Here is a 16,182-nt window from a genome sequence, read left to right on the forward strand (position 1 = left end):
TCTTTCATTTTAACGAAAGCTTAACAAGAGAACAATTTAAAATTTCGACAAGATTGGCTTTGTAAACAAAAAGAAGACTCCTCATACGAGAAGCCTTCTTTTTTATTCTTATTAAGACAATACTTTCATGACGTTCTTTACAGATTCAACAGAACGGTCAAGCTGACTTCTTTCTTCTTCTGTCAGCTCAAGCTCGATGATCTGCTCAAGGCCGTTTCCACCTACGATTGTTGGAACTCCAAGGTAAATGCCTTCGTAGCCATATTCACCTTCAAGGTATGCAATCGTCGGCATGACGCGGCGTTGATCTTTTAAGATCGCCTCAACCATTTCAACGAGTGAAGCAGCAGGTGCATAATACGCACTACCGTTACCTAATAGGTTGACGATTTCACCGCCGCCTTTTCTTGTTCTTTCAACAATTGCATCAATTCGCTCTTTAGGAATTAATGTTTCCAGCGGGATACCGCCTGCATAAGAGTAACGTACAAGAGGAACCATGTCGTCCCCATGTCCACCAAGAACAAAGCCCGTCACATCTTTCACAGATAGGTTTAATTCTTGAGCAACGAACGTACGGAAACGTGCTGTATCAAGAATTCCTGATTGTCCGATGACTTTTTCTTTTGGTAATCCTGATTCTTTATAAACTGCATATGTCATTGCATCAACAGGGTTTGTTAACACAACAATGATCGCTTCTGGAGAATATTTAACGATTTCACGTGTCACACTGCGCATGATTTTTTCATTTGTTGACACGAGGTCGTCACGGCTCATTCCCGGCTTTCTTGCAATTCCTGCCGTAATGACCACGACATCAGAACCGGCTGTATCTTCGTAGTTAGAAGTTCCTGTAATATTCGCATCGAAGCCTTGAACAGGACTTGCTTCCAGCATGTCAAGTGCTTTCCCTTTTGTCGGGTTCTCAAGCTGAGGGATATCCACTAATACGACATCCGCTAATTCTTTTTGAGCTGTTAGAAATGCTGTAGTTGCTCCAGTAAAGCCTGCTCCGATGACAGATACTTTTTTACGCTTGTTTGCCATTTCCTTTTTCCCCTTTAACTTTAAAGTTTAAGAATCAAGACAAGTTTTTGATGAGCTCGTCAGCAAACTCAGAACATTTCACTTCTGTTGCACCATCCATTAATCTAGCAAAATCGTACGTGACGACTTTAGATGCAATTGTTTTTTCAACAGATTGAATCACTAGATCAGCAGCTTCTTGCCATCCAAGGTGCTCAAGTAAAAGCACGCCTGATAGAAGAACAGAAGATGGATTCACTTTATCAAGACCAGCATATTTCGGTGCTGTTCCGTGAGTCGCTTCAAAAATAGCGTGTCCTGTTTCGTAGTTGATATTTGCACCAGGTGCGATACCAATTCCACCAACTTGTGCTGCAAGTGCATCAGAGATGTAGTCTCCGTTTAAGTTCATTGTTGCGACAACATCGAACTCAGCTGGACGAGTTAAAATTTGTTGAAGGAAAATATCTGCAATGCTGTCTTTGACAATGATTTTGCCAGCAGCTTCTGCTTCACTTTGCGCTTTGTTTGCCGCATCTTTTCCATCTTGTTCTACAATACGATCATATTGTGCCCATGTAAAGACTTTGTCGCCAAACTCTTTTTCAGCCACTTCGTAGCCCCAGTTTTTGAAGGCTCCTTCTGTAAATTTCATGATGTTTCCTTTGTGAACAAGCGTCACAGATTTACGGCCTTGGTCAATCGCATATTGGATCGCTGCTCTGACAAGACGAGATGTTCCTTCTTCAGAAACTGGTTTGATTCCGATACCTGATGTTTCTGGGAAACGGATTTTATTCACACCTAATTCGTTTTTCAAGAAGTCGATTAACTTCTTCACTTCGTCTGATCCTTTTGCATACTCGATTCCTGCATAGATATCTTCAGTGTTTTCACGGAAGATGACCATGTCTGTGTCTTCTGGACGTTTCACAGGAGATGGTACACCTTTGAACCAGCGAACTGGACGTAAGCATGTGAATAAATCAAGCTCTTGTCTTAGTGCCACGTTCAATGAACGGATTCCTCCGCCAATTGGTGTTGTCAGTGGTCCTTTGATCGCGATTAAATATTCACGAATGTCTTCAAGTGTTTGCTCTGGAAGCCACTCGCCAGTTTTATTGTAAGCTTTTTCACCTGCATATACTTCTTTCCAAGTGATTTGCTTTTCACCTTTATATGCTTTTTCTACAGCTGCTTCAAGAACTCTTGATGCTGCTTTCCAAATGTCAGGGCCGATTCCGTCCCCTTCGATAAACGGGATAATTGGATTATTTGGTACATTCAATACGCCGCCAGTAACTGTAATTTTTTCGCCTTGTGACAATGATATTACCTCCCAGGTTATGTAGTGAATATTTGAAACTTCCAAGCTTGATGTCTGCAAGCCAAGAAGTTTTTCACGTGATTCGTTTTTTGTTGATATGGAGGCTGATTGGTTTAGATGGATCAGCCTCCGCTATTCTATAAACATTAGTCTCTTTCACTGATCGGAACAAACGTTTGAAGATCAGGTCCAATATAGTCAGCTCTTGGACGGATCAGACGGTTGTTGTCATATTGCTCTAAAATGTGAGCAATCCATCCAGAGAATCGGCTGATCACGAAAATTGGTGTAAACAAGTCATGATCAATCCCAAGACTGTGATAGACAGAAGCAGAATAAAAATCAACATTTGGTGGAAGATTTTTCTCTGATGTCACGATTTCCTCTGCGCGTACAGACATTTCATACCATTTTGGCTCACCTGTGAGATTTGTTAAGCGCTGGCTCATTTCTTTTAAATGTTTTGCACGCGGGTCACCCTGGCGGTAAACGCGGTGGCCAAAGCCCATAATTTTCTCTTTCTTTTCTAGCTTACCATGAATATAGGAATCTACGTTTTCAACTTCGCCAATTTCTGAGAGCATCTTCATTACGCCTTCATTCGCGCCGCCATGAAGTGGTCCTTTCAATGCGCCGATAGCCGCTGTTACACCAGAGTAGATATCTGATAGTGTAGCAACACATACGCGTGCTGTAAATGTCGATGCGTTTAATTCGTGATCCGCATGTAGAATGAGCGCTTTATCAATCGCTTCAATTTCTACTGGTGAAGGCTCTTCGCCGTTTAGCATATATAAGAAGTTTGCAGCATAGCTGTATTCTTCTTTTGGCTGTACAGGCTCAAGTCCCTTTCGAATACGTGAGAATGCAGCGACAAGTCCAGAAATTTTCGCTTGTAAGCGAATGGCTTTTCTGTAATTCGCTTCTTTGTCCATAATCTCTGATTCGTCATCAAGTAAACCTAATAAGGATACCGCTGTACGAATCGCAGACATTGGATGAACCCCATCCAGCGAATAAGATTTAAAGTGCTCAATGATCTCTTGCGGAATATGAGCATTTTCATTGAGCTGCTGCTTTAACTCGCTTAGCTCCTGCTCATTCGGCAGCTTTAAGTGCCATAACAGGTAGACAATTTCTTCGAAAGTCGCTTTTTCAGTTAAATCATCGATATTGTACCCTACATAAGTAAGAGTATCATCAATAATTGAGCTTACGGATGAAGTTGTTGCCACGATACCTTCAAGACCTCTTGTTGCTGTCATGTTCAATCTCCCCTTTTTAAAAAGATTCCCCTTCGTTGCAAAATTCTCGCTTTTTGAAAGCGCTATCCAACCAAAATAGGCTGGCAGGTTTAGAAAAGAAAATGCTTACATTTACCTATACGGTTAGAGCGCTTTTAGCCTCATATCTCGTGTTTGATCAATGAGTTCAAAATTAAGCCTATTCCCATTATAAACAATAATCAGACATTTGTTAAATGTTTAACTATAATTTTTTTTGATATTTTTTTTTCCAGCCTTCCGGTTCGGGCATGGAATAAAGGGATTTTGCTTCTTTTAATATATTTAATTATGTTTTTTTGCAAAAGCTCACGCCAGAAAAAAAATCAAAAGAAAGTGGCATGAGCCACTCTCTTTTTAACCGCTGAAAAATTTCACTGCTTGCATCGCTAAATAGGCAATTCCAGCACCAATCAGCGGGCCAACAGCCACACCTTTGAATAAGCTGACTGCCAAAATCGTACCGAATACAAGTGCTGCTGTGATATGCGGATCGTTTTCGAGTAGCACAATGCCGTTTTTTGCAATTAATGCTACTAATATACCCGCTCCAAGAGCTATCCAAGCATAGGAAGATTTCATCGCTTCTCCAAGTTGTTTAAATCCAATGTCCCCTGTTGCGATCGGTACAAGCACAGCGATCGTGATGACCGTCACACCCCAATTGATACCTTTTGATTGCAGAACCGGGAATATTTTTTGATCCAGGCCAATCAGCTTAATGGCAATCAGCACAGAGACCGCTAAAATTAAGGAATTGTTTTTTGCAATAAGTGCAATAACGAGTAAAAGAACCAAAAACAAATTTGCTTGAGTAAACATACGCCGCTCCTTCCTTTTTTTTTATTGCGACCTTTTCATATTACTAATCTTTTTGAATAAAATGAAGTATCGGACATGCTTGTTTTTTGGAGGGGATTGTGTGAATCACACTTATGTGGGCATTTTTTTGCGAAGTTTGATGATTTTCAGCATCGCCGTTTGTGCGGTTGTTTTTTTATATCAGTCTTTTCCGTTTTTATATCCATTTTGGATTGCATTTGCCGTGTCGTGTTTGATTCATCCAGCCGTATGCAAAATCGAAAACATGACCGGGATGCCAAGAGGTTTTGTTGTCATCATTGTGTTATTACTCTTTTTAGTGGCAGCAGCTGGATTCATGACACTTTTAGTAGCGGAAATCATTTCAGGAAGTGCTTATTTAGCAAAGGTCCTGCCAGGTCATCTTGATCAAATGATTGGGATCGTGGAACGTTTTTTCACAGATCAGATTTTGCCTTTATATCATGATTTGACTGCTCAATTTAATACACTTCAAGCAGGTCAAAAGGAATCGATTTTAGGACAAATCCAAGCACTTGGTGACGAAGCAGCGGCAAAAATCGGGACTTTCCTTTCAAAAACTCTTGAATTCATTCCAGCTTTTTTAGGTCTTTTGCCTGATGCAGCAGCGACGCTTTTATTTTCCGCACTAGCGACTTTTTTTATCACAAAAGATTGGTTTACGTTAAAAAAATATGGTTCTCGTATCTTTCCCGCCAAATGGATGCTTCATACACGTGCCATTTTATCTGAAATCAAAAAAGCCATTTCTGGCTTTATGAAAGCCCAGCTTCTCCTTGTTGCCATGACCATTGGGATCGTGCTGATTGGACTTTTCATCTTAAAGGTCGAGCATGCGATTGTGATTGCTCTATGTATTGGTCTAGTTGATTTACTTCCTTACATCGGGAGTGGCACCGTTTTTCTTCCGTGGATCATTTACTCCGCCATGACAGGAAATCTTTCACTCGCCATTGGACTGGGCATTTTGTATATTGTGGTGCTCATTCAAAGACAAATATCAGAGCCAAAAGTCTTAAGTAAATCAATCGGTCTTAATCCTTTAGCAACACTTGTGGCACTGTTTGTCGGGTTAAAATGCTTTGGTTTTCTTGGACTTGCACTCGGTCCCGCTTCTCTTGTCGTTTGGCAGGCGTTTCGTAATGCAGGGGTTTTCAGAGACCTTTATCAGTACATTCGGTATGGTGCGCAAAAGTAAAAGAGACCTGATGCGAAGGTCTCTTTAGCGTATAATCGTATAGCGTTTGCGATTGGACATATTTCTAAGCCAGCGCTCAAAGAGCGGTTTGATCCGTTTTCTTGTCATGGGAATGAGCAGCACAGCCCCAATCAGATCAGAAAGGAATCCAGGTATGAGCAGCAGCAAACCACCGATCAGAATGCAGAAGCCATCGACAATGGTGGCCCCTGGCATTTTGCCATACTGTAAATCTCGCTGCACTTTCTGAAATGCTTCTATTCCTTGTTTCCTTGCAAAGTAAGCACCTAGTGCACTTGTCAGCACAATAACTAGCATCGTTGGTAAAATACCAATGATGTTACTTGAGATTAAAAATAAACTAATTTCCACTGCCGGGAACAGAATCAATAATAGTAGAAAATATTTTTTCAACCATATCACCTCATGGGGTCTCTTTCATCGAAAGCTGTTTACTTTTTTTAGTGTAACATAAAAAAAGAGAGGAGTCAGATAACTCCCCTCGTGTGTGATTTAAAGGACGCTTGCACGGCCTTTGTAGATCGTTCCGCGTGCTGGATCTACTGTAATCTCTTCGCCTTCTTTTAGAAGTGTTGTGGCACTGTCGAGGCCAACAATCACTGGAATTCCAAGGCTAAGCCCAACGACTGCTGCATGGCTTGTTAGACCGCCTTCTTCCGTGATAAGGGCAGACGCTTTTTCTAAAGCACCCATCATATCACGATCTGTGCAGTTTGCGACAAGAATCGCACCATCGTACATTTTTTCCTCTGCTTCTTTTCCGCTTTGTGCAATAACAACCGGTCCAAATGCAGATTTGCGGCCAATTCCTTGCCCCTTCGCAATGATGTCACCGACAACATACACTTTCATTAAGTTCGTTGTACCAGCTTCTCCAACCGGCACACCAGCTGTAATGACAATCAAGTCGCCATGTCTTACATAGCCAGATTCAATAGATTTTTCTACTGCATTCTCTAGCATTTCATCAGTAGATGACGTATTTGATCCACTCTTCGCAAATACACCGAATACGAGAGATAGCTTTCTTGCTACTGATTCGTTTGCTGTGACTGCAACGATTGGTGCTTTTGGTCTATATTTTGAAATCATTCTTGCTGTATGACCACTCTCAGTAGGTGTCACAATCGCTGCCACATCAAGCTTCATAGCTGTGTGCGCAACAGATTGACCGATTGCATCTGTAATGCTGACCTCTACTTCTTCGCTTCTGCGAGAAAGGATTGCTTTATAGTTAAGTGCTTCCTCTGAACGTGAGGCAATGTTGTGCATCGTTTGCACAGCTTCAACTGGATATGTTCCTGCTGCTGTTTCACCAGATAGCATGATCGCATCTGTACCGTCAAAAATAGCATTTGCCACGTCACTTGCTTCCGCACGAGTTGGACGCGGGTTACGCTGCATGCTGTCCAGCATTTGAGTTGCTGTGATGACAGGCTTGCCTAAACGGTTGCATTTTTTGATCAGCATTTTTTGAACAAGTGGTACTTCTTCTGCCGGAATCTCTACACCAAGATCTCCACGCGCGACCATCAGTCCATCTGATACCTCAAGGATTTCATCGATGTTATCCACGCCCTCTTGGTTTTCAATCTTCGGAATGATTTGAATGTCAGCTGCGTTGTTCTTTTCAAGTAGCTCACGAATTTCAAGAACATCAGAAGCTCGTCTTACAAAAGAAGCTGCGATGAAATCGACACCTTGTTCAATTCCAAACAGAATATCATTGGCATCCTTTTCTGTAATACCCGGCAAGTTCACACTCACACCCGGTACGTTGACACCTTTTTTATTTTTCAGTGTGCCTGTATTCATTACTTTTGTGACGATTTCTTTTCGGTCCTTATTTAATTCTTTTACTTCTAGACCAATCAGACCATCATCTAATAAGATGGTTGAGCCCACTTCTACATCATGAATTAAATCTTCGTACGTCACACTGATTTTTTCAGTGTTTCCCACAATGTCTTCCATACTCACGATAAGATCAGCACCAGCAACTAACTCAATTGAGCCGTTTTCAACTGTGCGTGTACGGATCTCTGGACCTTTTGTATCAAGAAGGATCGCAATGTCCTTGCCTAAAGTTTTACCTGCTTTGCGAATGTTTTCAATACGTGCACCATGCTCTTCAAAATCTCCATGAGAGAAGTTTAGTCTGGCTACATTCATTCCTGCTTCAATCAATTCAGTCAGCTTTTCAATGCTTTCACTTGCTGGACCGATTGTACAAACGATTTTTGTCTTTCTCATTACTGTTCCTCCTAAGGTCTTCTCGTTTTATATAGAGAGCTCTTGTGAAAGTCGGTACATATTTTGATCGACTGTATGCTTTTTATCTAAGATGTCTAAAATATCGTGATGAACGAGTTCGTTGCTTTGTATGCCTACACAGCGTCCGCCTCTTCCTTCAAGAAGAAGTTCTACTGCATACGCTCCTAGGCGACTTGCGAGCACTCGGTCAAACGCACTTGGAGAACCTCCACGCTGAATATGTCCTAAGACAGATACACGCGTTTCAAGGCTTGTCTCCTCTTCAATTCTCTTACCAAATTCGACACCGCTACCTACGCCTTCTGCGACGATGATGATACTGTGCTTCTTGCCGCGCTCATGTCCTCTTCTCAATCTGGCAATAATTTCGTCCATGTCATAGTCTGCTTCAGGAATCAAAATCGATTCAGCTCCGCCTGCAAGACCTGACCAAAGGGCAATATCCCCCGCATGTCTTCCCATTACTTCCACTACGTATGTACGTTCATGAGATGTGGCTGTATCACGAATTTTATCAATGGCATCAATGACTGTATTTAGTGCTGTATCAAAGCCAATAGTGAAATCAGTACCAGGAATGTCATTGTCAATCGTGCCAGGGACACCTACACATGGGAAACCGAGCTCTGTTAATTTCTTCGCTCCCATGAATGAGCCATCTCCACCGATGACAACAAGTCCTTCAATACCGAATTTTTTTAAGTTCTCAATCCCTTTTTCACGACCTTCAACTGTCTTGAATTCAGGACATCTTGCCGTGTAAAGTTTTGTTCCTCCACGATGAATGATATCGCCTACTGAACCTATTTCGAGTTTCTCAATTTTACCGTTAATTAGACCTGAATATCCATTATAAATACCGTAAACTTCTACATTATGGTAAATTGCTTTCCTTACAACTGCGCGCACAGCTGCATTCATTCCTGGGGAATCCCCACCGCTCGTTAAAACTCCTATACGCTTCATCTTTTTCACCTCAGAGACCATATATGAATTAAACATACCATTTCCACTGCTTGAAAACAATCATGAGCAAAACCGGATGTTTTCAATACGAATTTCTAAAACCGTACTTATTATACAATTAAATAAAATGTTTTTAAACAAAAGTTAAGAAAGTCATGAAAGCACTTTGTTCAAAAAACAGTTGATTCAAGTGCTATAAACCTTGTCAAATCAACGTTTTCAGACGTTTCAAATTTTATGAAAACAAAAGAAAATTATTTTCAAATAGCGCTTACATCAGATCGTTTTGATGAAAAAAGACGAAAAAAATAAACGCCAGCCAAAAGGCTGTACGTTTATTTAGTTTACCCCAATATATTGATTTTCAATCGATACTTTGCCGATTGCTTTGTATTTTTGATATCTTTGTTCGACTAATTCTTCAGGCGATTGTTTGAGCAAAGATGTAAGTGACTGTTTTAATGTTTTTTCAATGTAGGCTGCTTGTTGTTTCACGTCTCGGTGTGCTCCACCTTGCACTTCTTTAATAACATCATCTATAATATCTAATTCTTTTAGGTCTGGAGCGGTAATTTTCATTGATTCTGCAGCTTTTTTCGCAAGTGATGAGTCCTTCCAGAGCAGTGCTGCTGCACCTTCAGGTGAAATCACTGAATATGTTGAGTTCTCTAGCATAAATAGGTGGTTTCCTACGCCTAAGCCTAGTGCTCCGCCACTTCCGCCTTCTCCAATGACAATACAGACAACCGGTACACGAAGTCCTGCCATTTCGAAAAGGTTTTTCGCAATTGCTTCACTTTGCCCGCGTTCTTCAGCTGCTTTACCAGGATAAGCTCCTTTTGTATCAATAAAGCAAATGATTGGACGATTAAATTTATCTGCTTGTTTCATCAAGCGCAATGCTTTACGGTAACCTTCTGGATGCGGCATCCCGAAATTACGGCGCAAGTTTTCTTTTGTGTCTTTTCCGCGCTGATGTCCAATGACTGTGACAGGAAGTCCTTTAAACGTAGCAATTCCTCCAACGATGGCTTCATCGTCGCCATAAAAACGGTCACCGTGACATTCGAAAAAGTTATCAAACAGCTCTTGAATGTAATCGAGAGTTGTTGGGCGCATCGCATGACGAGCAATTTGTACTCTGTCCCACGGCTTTAAATTTGTATAAATGTCTGTTTCAAGCTTACTCAGACGCGTTTCAAGGCGCTCAATTTCCGCACTTAAATCCATCTCTGAGTTTTGTGTGAACTTTTTCAATTCATCAATTTTCGCTCGAAGTTCAATGACAGGTTTTTCAAATTCTAGTTCTCCAGCCACTCTCGTTCACCTCCTGTGCTGTGTAATGCTAAGATTTGGCCTAATGTTTCTTTCATTTCTGCACGGTGAATCACAGCATCTAACTGACCATGCTTCATTAAAAATTCAGCCGTTTGGAAGTCCTCTGGTAGGTCTTCACGAATGGTTTGTTCAATGATTCTGCGACCAGCAAAACCAATTAATGCACCAGGCTCTGCAAAGTTGTAATCACCGAGAGATGCGAAACTAGCTGATACACCGCCAGTTGTCGGATTGGTCATCACAGAGATAATCAGACCTTGATCCTCGCTGAATAGCTTTAATGCTGAACTTGTTTTTGCCATCTGCATCAGACTAAGAATCCCCTCTTGCATTCTTGCTCCTCCAGATGCAGTGAAGATGATAAATGGCACCTTGTCCGCTTTTGCTTTCTCAATAGCTAATGTAATCTTTTCACCAACGACTGAGCCCATGCTGCCCATACGGAACGTGGCATCCATGACAGCAATGACAGCACTTTGACCTTTAATTTCACCTTTTCCTGTTACGATGGCTTCATTCAAAGATGTTTTTTCTCTGTCTTTCTGAAGCTTTTCTTCGTAGCCTGGGAAACCGAGCGGGTTCTCAGAAATGAGGTGACCGTTAAATTCTTCAAATGTGCCTTCGTCTACAAGGCTTTCAATACGTTGTTTTGCATTCATTTGCAAATGTCTGCCGCAATTCATGCAAACACGTAAATTTTTATCTAGTTCTTTGGTGAGCATTATTTTTTTACATTGCGGACATTTGGTCATGATGCCTTCAGGCACATCTTGACTTGCCTGTTCAGAGGGTACAGATGCATATTTTTTCTTTTTACTGAAAATATTCTTGATTGACAAATGACTACCTCCCTTTTTGAAGGGTTTTTTCTTTACACGCACATCCACTATTATAGGACATGTCATAACTGTACCGAAACTATTGTACTTTTTTTGTCAAACGCTGTCATCCTTCATTCAATTTTTTCAGTGGGGAATTGAGGAGAAATGAGTATAGGTTTGGGGCGCTGAGTAGTTGGTATATGTGAATTGTGAACGTCTACAAAAAAATCTCATTTAGGATGAAAAAAATTTCGTGTAAGAGAGGAAATGGTGCACGTTTTTCCTCCAAATTCAGAAAGAACGTGCACACTTTTCCAATTCGATTACTCGCCGATAATCGTTAATTTTCTTGTTTTTTCTGCAACAGCTTCTGGGTCTACTTTGATTCTTGAAACGCCCGTTTCCATTGCTGCTTTTGCCACTGCTTTGGCTACCGCTGGCGCTACTCGTGCATCAAATGGTGCAGGGATAACGTATTCCGCTGACAACTCTTCATCTGATACAAGGGAAGCAATCGCTTCAACAGCTGCAATTTTCATTTCTTCGTTAATGTGTGTCGCACGTACATCAAGCGCTCCACGGAAAATACCAGGGAATGCAAGGACGTTGTTCACTTGGTTCGGGAAGTCAGAACGGCCAGTTCCTACAACACTTGCACCTGCTGCATGTGCATCTTCTGGCATGATCTCTGGGTTTGGATTCGCCATTGCGAAGATGACAGGATCTTTTGCCATTTTTCCAACCATTTCTTTAGTTAAAGCACCTGCTACTGAAACGCCGATAAAGACATCTGCGCCTTCAATCACTTCTTCTAAAGAACCTTCTTTACGATCTTGGTTCGTGAATTTAGCTACTTCATTTTTCACTGCATTCATACCATTCGGACGGCCTTCATAAATAGCGCCTTTTGTATCACACATGATGATATCACGTACACCGAAATGATAAAGAAGTTTGATAATCGCAATTCCTGCTGCTCCAGCGCCGTTTGCAACCACTTTAATTGAAGACATTGATTTTCCAGACAGCTTCAGTGCATTCACAAGTCCTGCCACTGTTACAATCGCTGTCCCGTGCTGATCATCGTGGAAAACAGGAATGTTTGTCTCTTTTTTCAAACGCTCTTCAATGATAAAGCAGTTTGGTGCTGCAATATCTTCAAGGTTCACGCCGCCAAACGTCGGCTCAAGAAGCTTCACTGTTTCAACGATTTTGTCTACATCGTTTGTTGCAAGTGCGATTGGGAACGCATCAACACCTGCAAAGCTTTTGAATAAGACAGCTTTTCCTTCCATTACTGGAAGAGATGCTTCTGCCCCAATGTTTCCAAGCCCTAACACAGCACTTCCGTCTGTGACAACAGCGACCATATTGCCTTTCATTGTATAATCATACACTTTGCTTGTGTCGTCATAAATATCTTTACATGGCTCTGCCACACCTGGTGAGTAAGCCAAGCTCAAGTCTTTCGCATTTTTCACTTGTACCTTTGATTTTGATTCGAGTTTGCCTTGATTCTCTTTGTGCATATGTAATGCTTCTTCTCTTAATGACATGTGATGAACACTCCTTCAAGTGGAAAATGATTTAATGAATTGCTAAGTTGATAAGCACATACTTGGCAGTTTAAATACACAGAATCTTTAAAATGATAACACAATAGGTGAAATTGTAAAACATATTCAGACGATTTGTCATCATTTAATCACAACGTTTTGTTCACCTAGCAGCTCTTTTAACTGGAAAATGACCGCATGATCTGCATGAACTTTGTATGCATCTGGAAGTCTCATCGTCTTTTTTTGCTTTTCATAATACAAATAGACATCTGCTTCTCCCCTGTGCATGGAGATCACTCGCTTCACTTGTTCTAGCAGCTCCTGCGTATGGTTCTCTTCTTTGACTCGAATGTAGACAGATTCTTTTCTTTTAGAGCCCATCTCTTCCAGTAGAACAGCTTCTTGCACGATGATTTGACTGCTCTCATTTCTGACATCTATTCTGCCTTCAACATAAAGCATTGCGCCCTCCTCAAGTAAGGGGGACAGCTTTCTAAATTGCTCTGGAAAGACGACACCTTCCATTTCTCCCGTTTCATCCCCGAATGTGACAAATGCCATCGATTGTCCATTTTTTGTCCGAATCGATTTCACCTTTGTCAAAAGACCACCCATTGAGATCTTTCGCTTTATACAGGAAGAAAGTCTGATGATTTCCACCGCACCATTCTCTCTTAAGCGATCTCGATACGCTTGTACAGGGTGATTTGATAAATATAATCCGAGTGCCTCTTTTTCAAATTGCAGGAGATCAACAAGCGGCAGTTCGTCTATCTCCGCATATTTTGGCTTAATGGAGAACGTTGTATCCCCAAGAAAGTCCAGTTGATCCTCAGGTGTTAAAAATGACACATGGTCTAACGCAATATCTATCGATGCTAATAACGAAGCACGATTTGGATGAAGCTCATCCATTGCCCCTGAGAAAATGAGGGCTTCAATCGTTTTTCGGTTGACACTCTTTGTTGATACCCTTGCGCAAAAATCAAATAAATCTTCAAATGGCTTTTCCTGTCTTGCTCTGTATATATCCTTTACAGCTGACACTCCGACATTTTTGATCGCTCTTAAGCTGTAGCGGATCTCCCCTTTTTCAACCGTGAATGGAAATTCGCTCTTATTAATAGAAGGCTTCAACACCGATATCCCTTTTTCCTTTGCCTCATAGAAATATTGAGCCACTTTGTCTTCATTTCCAATCACACTCGTTAAAAGACCGCACATAAAATATAACGGATAATGCGCTTTTAAATAAGCAAGCTGAAAGCCGATCATGCTATATGCAACAGCATGGCTTCTATTAAAACCATAGTTTGCAAATTTGACGATTAGGTCATAAACGTCATTTGCAATGTTAACAGGATACTCCTTTTTTAGGCATCCTTCAACAAAATGGCTTCGCTCTTCATCAAGCACCTTTTTATCCTTCTTTGAAACGGCTCTTCTTAGTAGATCGGCCTCGCCCAGCTTAAAGCCTGCCATCTTTGCTGCAATCAGCATGATTTGCTCCTGATAGACGATGACCCCATATGTATCCTTTAAGATGTCATACAAATCTGGATGCGGGTAGGAGACTTTCACTCTGCCATGCTTTCGGTCGATAAAGAGCGGGATATTCTCCATCGGTCCCGGGCGGTATAAGGCATTGACAGCCACGATATCTTCTAGACTAGAAGGTTTCAGTCGCCTCAGCACCTGACGCATACCTTGTGACTCCAGCTGGAAAATCCCCGTTGTATCTCCCGCTGATAACAAATCAAACGTTTTCTGATCTTCATATGAAATGTCACTAAAGTTAATGTGGACGTTTTCCTGTCTTTCAATCTGGTTTTTAATGGATTCAATTAATGTTAAGTTTCTCAAACCTAAAAAATCCATTTTCAAAAGACCGAGATCTTCTAAATAATTCATCGCATATTGCGTCAAATACACTCCATCATGGCCTTCTTGAATAGGCACGACTTGTGTGAGCGGCTCCTCACTTAGGACAACGCCGGCTGCATGTGTTGACGTATGTCTTGGTAATCCTTCTACCTTTAAAGCGGTTTGAAACACTCTTTGCAGCTCTTCAGATTGCTGGAGCAGTGTTTTTAATTCTGAGGAGACTGTCACCGCTTCTTTCAGTGTCGTCCCTGGCTTTGATGGGATAAGCTTTGCAAGGCGGTCTGCTGCTTTTGAATCAATTCCCATCACACGTCCGACATCTCTTAAAGCTGCCTTTGCGGCAAGTGTTCCAAACGTGACAATTTGCGCCACATGCATATCCCCATATTTGTCTTTTACATATGAAATGATTTCATCTCTTCTCGTGTCAGGAAAATCGATATCTATATCTGGCATGCTGATGCGTTCAGGATTTAAAAAACGCTCAAATAAAAGCCCGTGACGGATCGGATCGACATCTGTAATAAACAGAACATACGCAACTAAAGAGCCTGCTGCTGATCCCCGGCCAGGACCTGTGACAATGCCATGATCATGAGCATACTTCATAAAATCCCACACAATGAGGAAATAATCACTGAAATTCATTTTTTGAATGATGCTCAGCTCATACTCAAGCCTTTTGATATATGTGTCATTTGAAGCAATCTGTCTTCGTTTCATGCCTTCTTGGCACACTCTTCGTAAAAATTGATCAGCTGTTGATTGATCGGGCGTCGGATAGGTTGGCAGTTTCGTCTGGCCAAGATTTAAATCGACCTCGCAGCGGTTTGCAATCTCAACCGTTCTTGCCAGCAATTCTGGATCATCACCATACCACTTCATCATTTCTTCGATCGATCTGAAATGCTTGTCTCCTTGGTCTTCCTCAATTTCTGATAACTGCTGGCCTGCTTTAATGGCTTTTAAACATGTATATGCGGTTTTGTCCTCTTGATGGATATAGTGGACGTCACCTGTTGCCACAAGCGGGATGTTCGCCCTTTTTGAGAGTTTCCTGAGCTTATGAGACAGCTCTTCGTCCTGCTGAAACGGCTGAACGGCTAAATACACATGTTCCTCACCAAAAAGATCTTTTAAATGGCTGGCTGCATCCCTTGCTTCATCTAGCTGATCATGTTGCAGCAGCGTTTCAATATAGCCGGATACGCCTGGTGTGATGGCAATAAGGCCATGATGATAGGCTTTCAGCCATTTCTCTTTCAGGCCGGTTTTTGACTTTGATTTCAAGACACTGCTAATTTTGATCAAGTTTTGATAGCCTTCATTGTTTTTGGCAAGGAGGATCAAAGGATAAGCCTCTGTCTCTTGTTCATCTATGAAGACAGAAGCTGTTAAACCGATAATCGGTTTGATGCCATGTGTTTTACATTCCTTATAAAATTCAACCGTTCCATACATCACATGGTCATCGGTAAGAGCGAGCGCTTGATAGCCAAGTTCTTTCGCCTTTAATACGAGCTCCTTGACCTTCGCTGCACTGCTCAACAAGCTGTATCCACTGTGAACCTGAAGATGAACATAGGACATGCTTAATCCACTCCTTTCGTCTAAATTCATTCTTTCATTATAAAACGCG

General features: G+C 41.5%; 12 protein-coding genes. 1 reads left to right on the forward strand and 11 read right to left on the reverse strand.

The window, feature by feature from the left end:
• Positions 1–111: 111 nt before the first annotated feature.
• The 4 genes from mdh to NST24_RS13485 all read right to left on the reverse strand — a co-directional run bounded on the left by mdh (position 112) and on the right by NST24_RS13485 (position 4,461).
• Positions 112–1,050 (reverse strand): malate dehydrogenase, encoded by a 939-nt coding sequence (gene mdh / locus NST24_RS13470; protein ID WP_007501693.1) that lies wholly within the window; start codon positions 1,048–1,050, stop codon positions 112–114.
• 34 nt (positions 1,051–1,084) lie between these two features.
• Positions 1,085–2,356 (reverse strand): NADP-dependent isocitrate dehydrogenase, encoded by a 1,272-nt coding sequence (icd, locus tag NST24_RS13475; RefSeq protein WP_024424789.1) that lies wholly within the window; start codon positions 2,354–2,356, stop codon positions 1,085–1,087.
• Between the two features lie 146 nt (positions 2,357–2,502).
• A complete protein-coding gene (gene citZ / locus NST24_RS13480) occupies positions 2,503–3,621 on the reverse strand; it encodes a citrate synthase (protein WP_008346063.1) in 1,119 nt (372 codons plus the stop codon).
• A 375-nt stretch (positions 3,622–3,996) separates the two neighbouring features.
• Positions 3,997–4,461 (reverse strand): DUF441 domain-containing protein, encoded by a 465-nt coding sequence (locus NST24_RS13485; RefSeq protein ID WP_007501699.1) that lies wholly within the window; start codon positions 4,459–4,461, stop codon positions 3,997–3,999.
• 100 nt (positions 4,462–4,561) lie between these two features.
• Between NST24_RS13485 and ytvI the strand changes: the two genes are divergently transcribed.
• Positions 4,562–5,680, forward strand: a complete 1,119-nt coding sequence (gene ytvI / locus NST24_RS13490; protein ID WP_060781269.1) for a sporulation integral membrane protein YtvI — start codon at positions 4,562–4,564, stop codon at positions 5,678–5,680.
• 24 nt (positions 5,681–5,704) lie between these two features.
• On the opposite strand, the gene NST24_RS13495 is transcribed toward ytvI, so the two are convergent.
• The 7 genes from NST24_RS13495 to dnaE all read right to left on the reverse strand — a co-directional run bounded on the left by NST24_RS13495 (position 5,705) and on the right by dnaE (position 16,133).
• Entirely contained in the window at positions 5,705–6,094 is a 390-nt protein-coding gene (locus NST24_RS13495) for an FxsA family protein (RefSeq protein WP_007501703.1), read from the reverse strand.
• Between the two features lie 99 nt (positions 6,095–6,193).
• Positions 6,194–7,954, reverse strand: coding sequence for a pyruvate kinase (pyk, locus tag NST24_RS13500; RefSeq protein WP_342461888.1), 1,761 nt, complete (start codon positions 7,952–7,954; stop codon positions 6,194–6,196).
• Positions 7,955–7,981: 27 nt separating this feature from the next.
• A complete protein-coding gene (gene pfkA, locus NST24_RS13505; RefSeq protein ID WP_017358271.1) occupies positions 7,982–8,941 on the reverse strand; it encodes a 6-phosphofructokinase in 960 nt (319 codons plus the stop codon).
• Between the two features lie 339 nt (positions 8,942–9,280).
• Positions 9,281–10,258, reverse strand: a complete 978-nt coding sequence (gene accA / locus NST24_RS13510) for an acetyl-CoA carboxylase carboxyl transferase subunit alpha (protein WP_008346075.1) — start codon at positions 10,256–10,258, stop codon at positions 9,281–9,283.
• The gene (gene accD, locus NST24_RS13515; protein ID WP_008346077.1) at positions 10,243–11,118 is read right to left on the reverse strand and encodes an acetyl-CoA carboxylase, carboxyltransferase subunit beta; all 876 of its coding nucleotides are present in this window, start codon (positions 11,116–11,118) and stop codon (positions 10,243–10,245) included. The genes accA and accD overlap by 16 nt, the downstream gene beginning before the upstream one ends.
• Positions 11,119–11,423: 305 nt before the next feature.
• Positions 11,424–12,656, reverse strand: coding sequence for a malic enzyme-like NAD(P)-binding protein (locus NST24_RS13520; RefSeq protein WP_007501712.1), 1,233 nt, complete (start codon positions 12,654–12,656; stop codon positions 11,424–11,426).
• Between the two features lie 141 nt (positions 12,657–12,797).
• Positions 12,798–16,133, reverse strand: coding sequence for a DNA polymerase III subunit alpha (gene dnaE / locus NST24_RS13525; RefSeq protein WP_342461889.1), 3,336 nt, complete (start codon positions 16,131–16,133; stop codon positions 12,798–12,800).
• Positions 16,134–16,182: the final 49 nt, after the last annotated feature.

Source organism: Bacillus sp. FSL R5-0286 (genome assembly GCF_038593245.1).
In the GTDB taxonomy this organism is placed as follows: domain Bacteria; phylum Bacillota; class Bacilli; order Bacillales; family Bacillaceae; genus Bacillus; species Bacillus altitudinis.

Bases quoted from the DNA above. Each gene is read 5' to 3' on its own strand.
- mdh (WP_007501693.1), bottom strand. From the start codon at position 1,050: ATGGCAAACAAGCGTAAAAAAGTATCTGTCATCGGAGCAGGCTTTACT.
- dnaE (WP_342461889.1), bottom strand. From the start codon at position 16,133: ATGTCCTATGTTCATCTTCAGGTTCACAGTGGATACAGCTTGTTGAGC.
- pyk (WP_342461888.1), bottom strand. From the start codon at position 7,954: ATGAGAAAGACAAAAATCGTTTGTACAATCGGTCCAGCAAGTGAAAGC.
- NST24_RS13520 (WP_007501712.1), bottom strand. From the start codon at position 12,656: ATGTCATTAAGAGAAGAAGCATTACATATGCACAAAGAGAATCAAGGC.
- NST24_RS13485 (WP_007501699.1), bottom strand. From the start codon at position 4,461: ATGTTTACTCAAGCAAATTTGTTTTTGGTTCTTTTACTCGTTATTGCA.
- citZ (WP_008346063.1), bottom strand. From the start codon at position 3,621: ATGACAGCAACAAGAGGTCTTGAAGGTATCGTGGCAACAACTTCATCC.
- pfkA (WP_017358271.1), bottom strand. From the start codon at position 8,941: ATGAAGCGTATAGGAGTTTTAACGAGCGGTGGGGATTCCCCAGGAATG.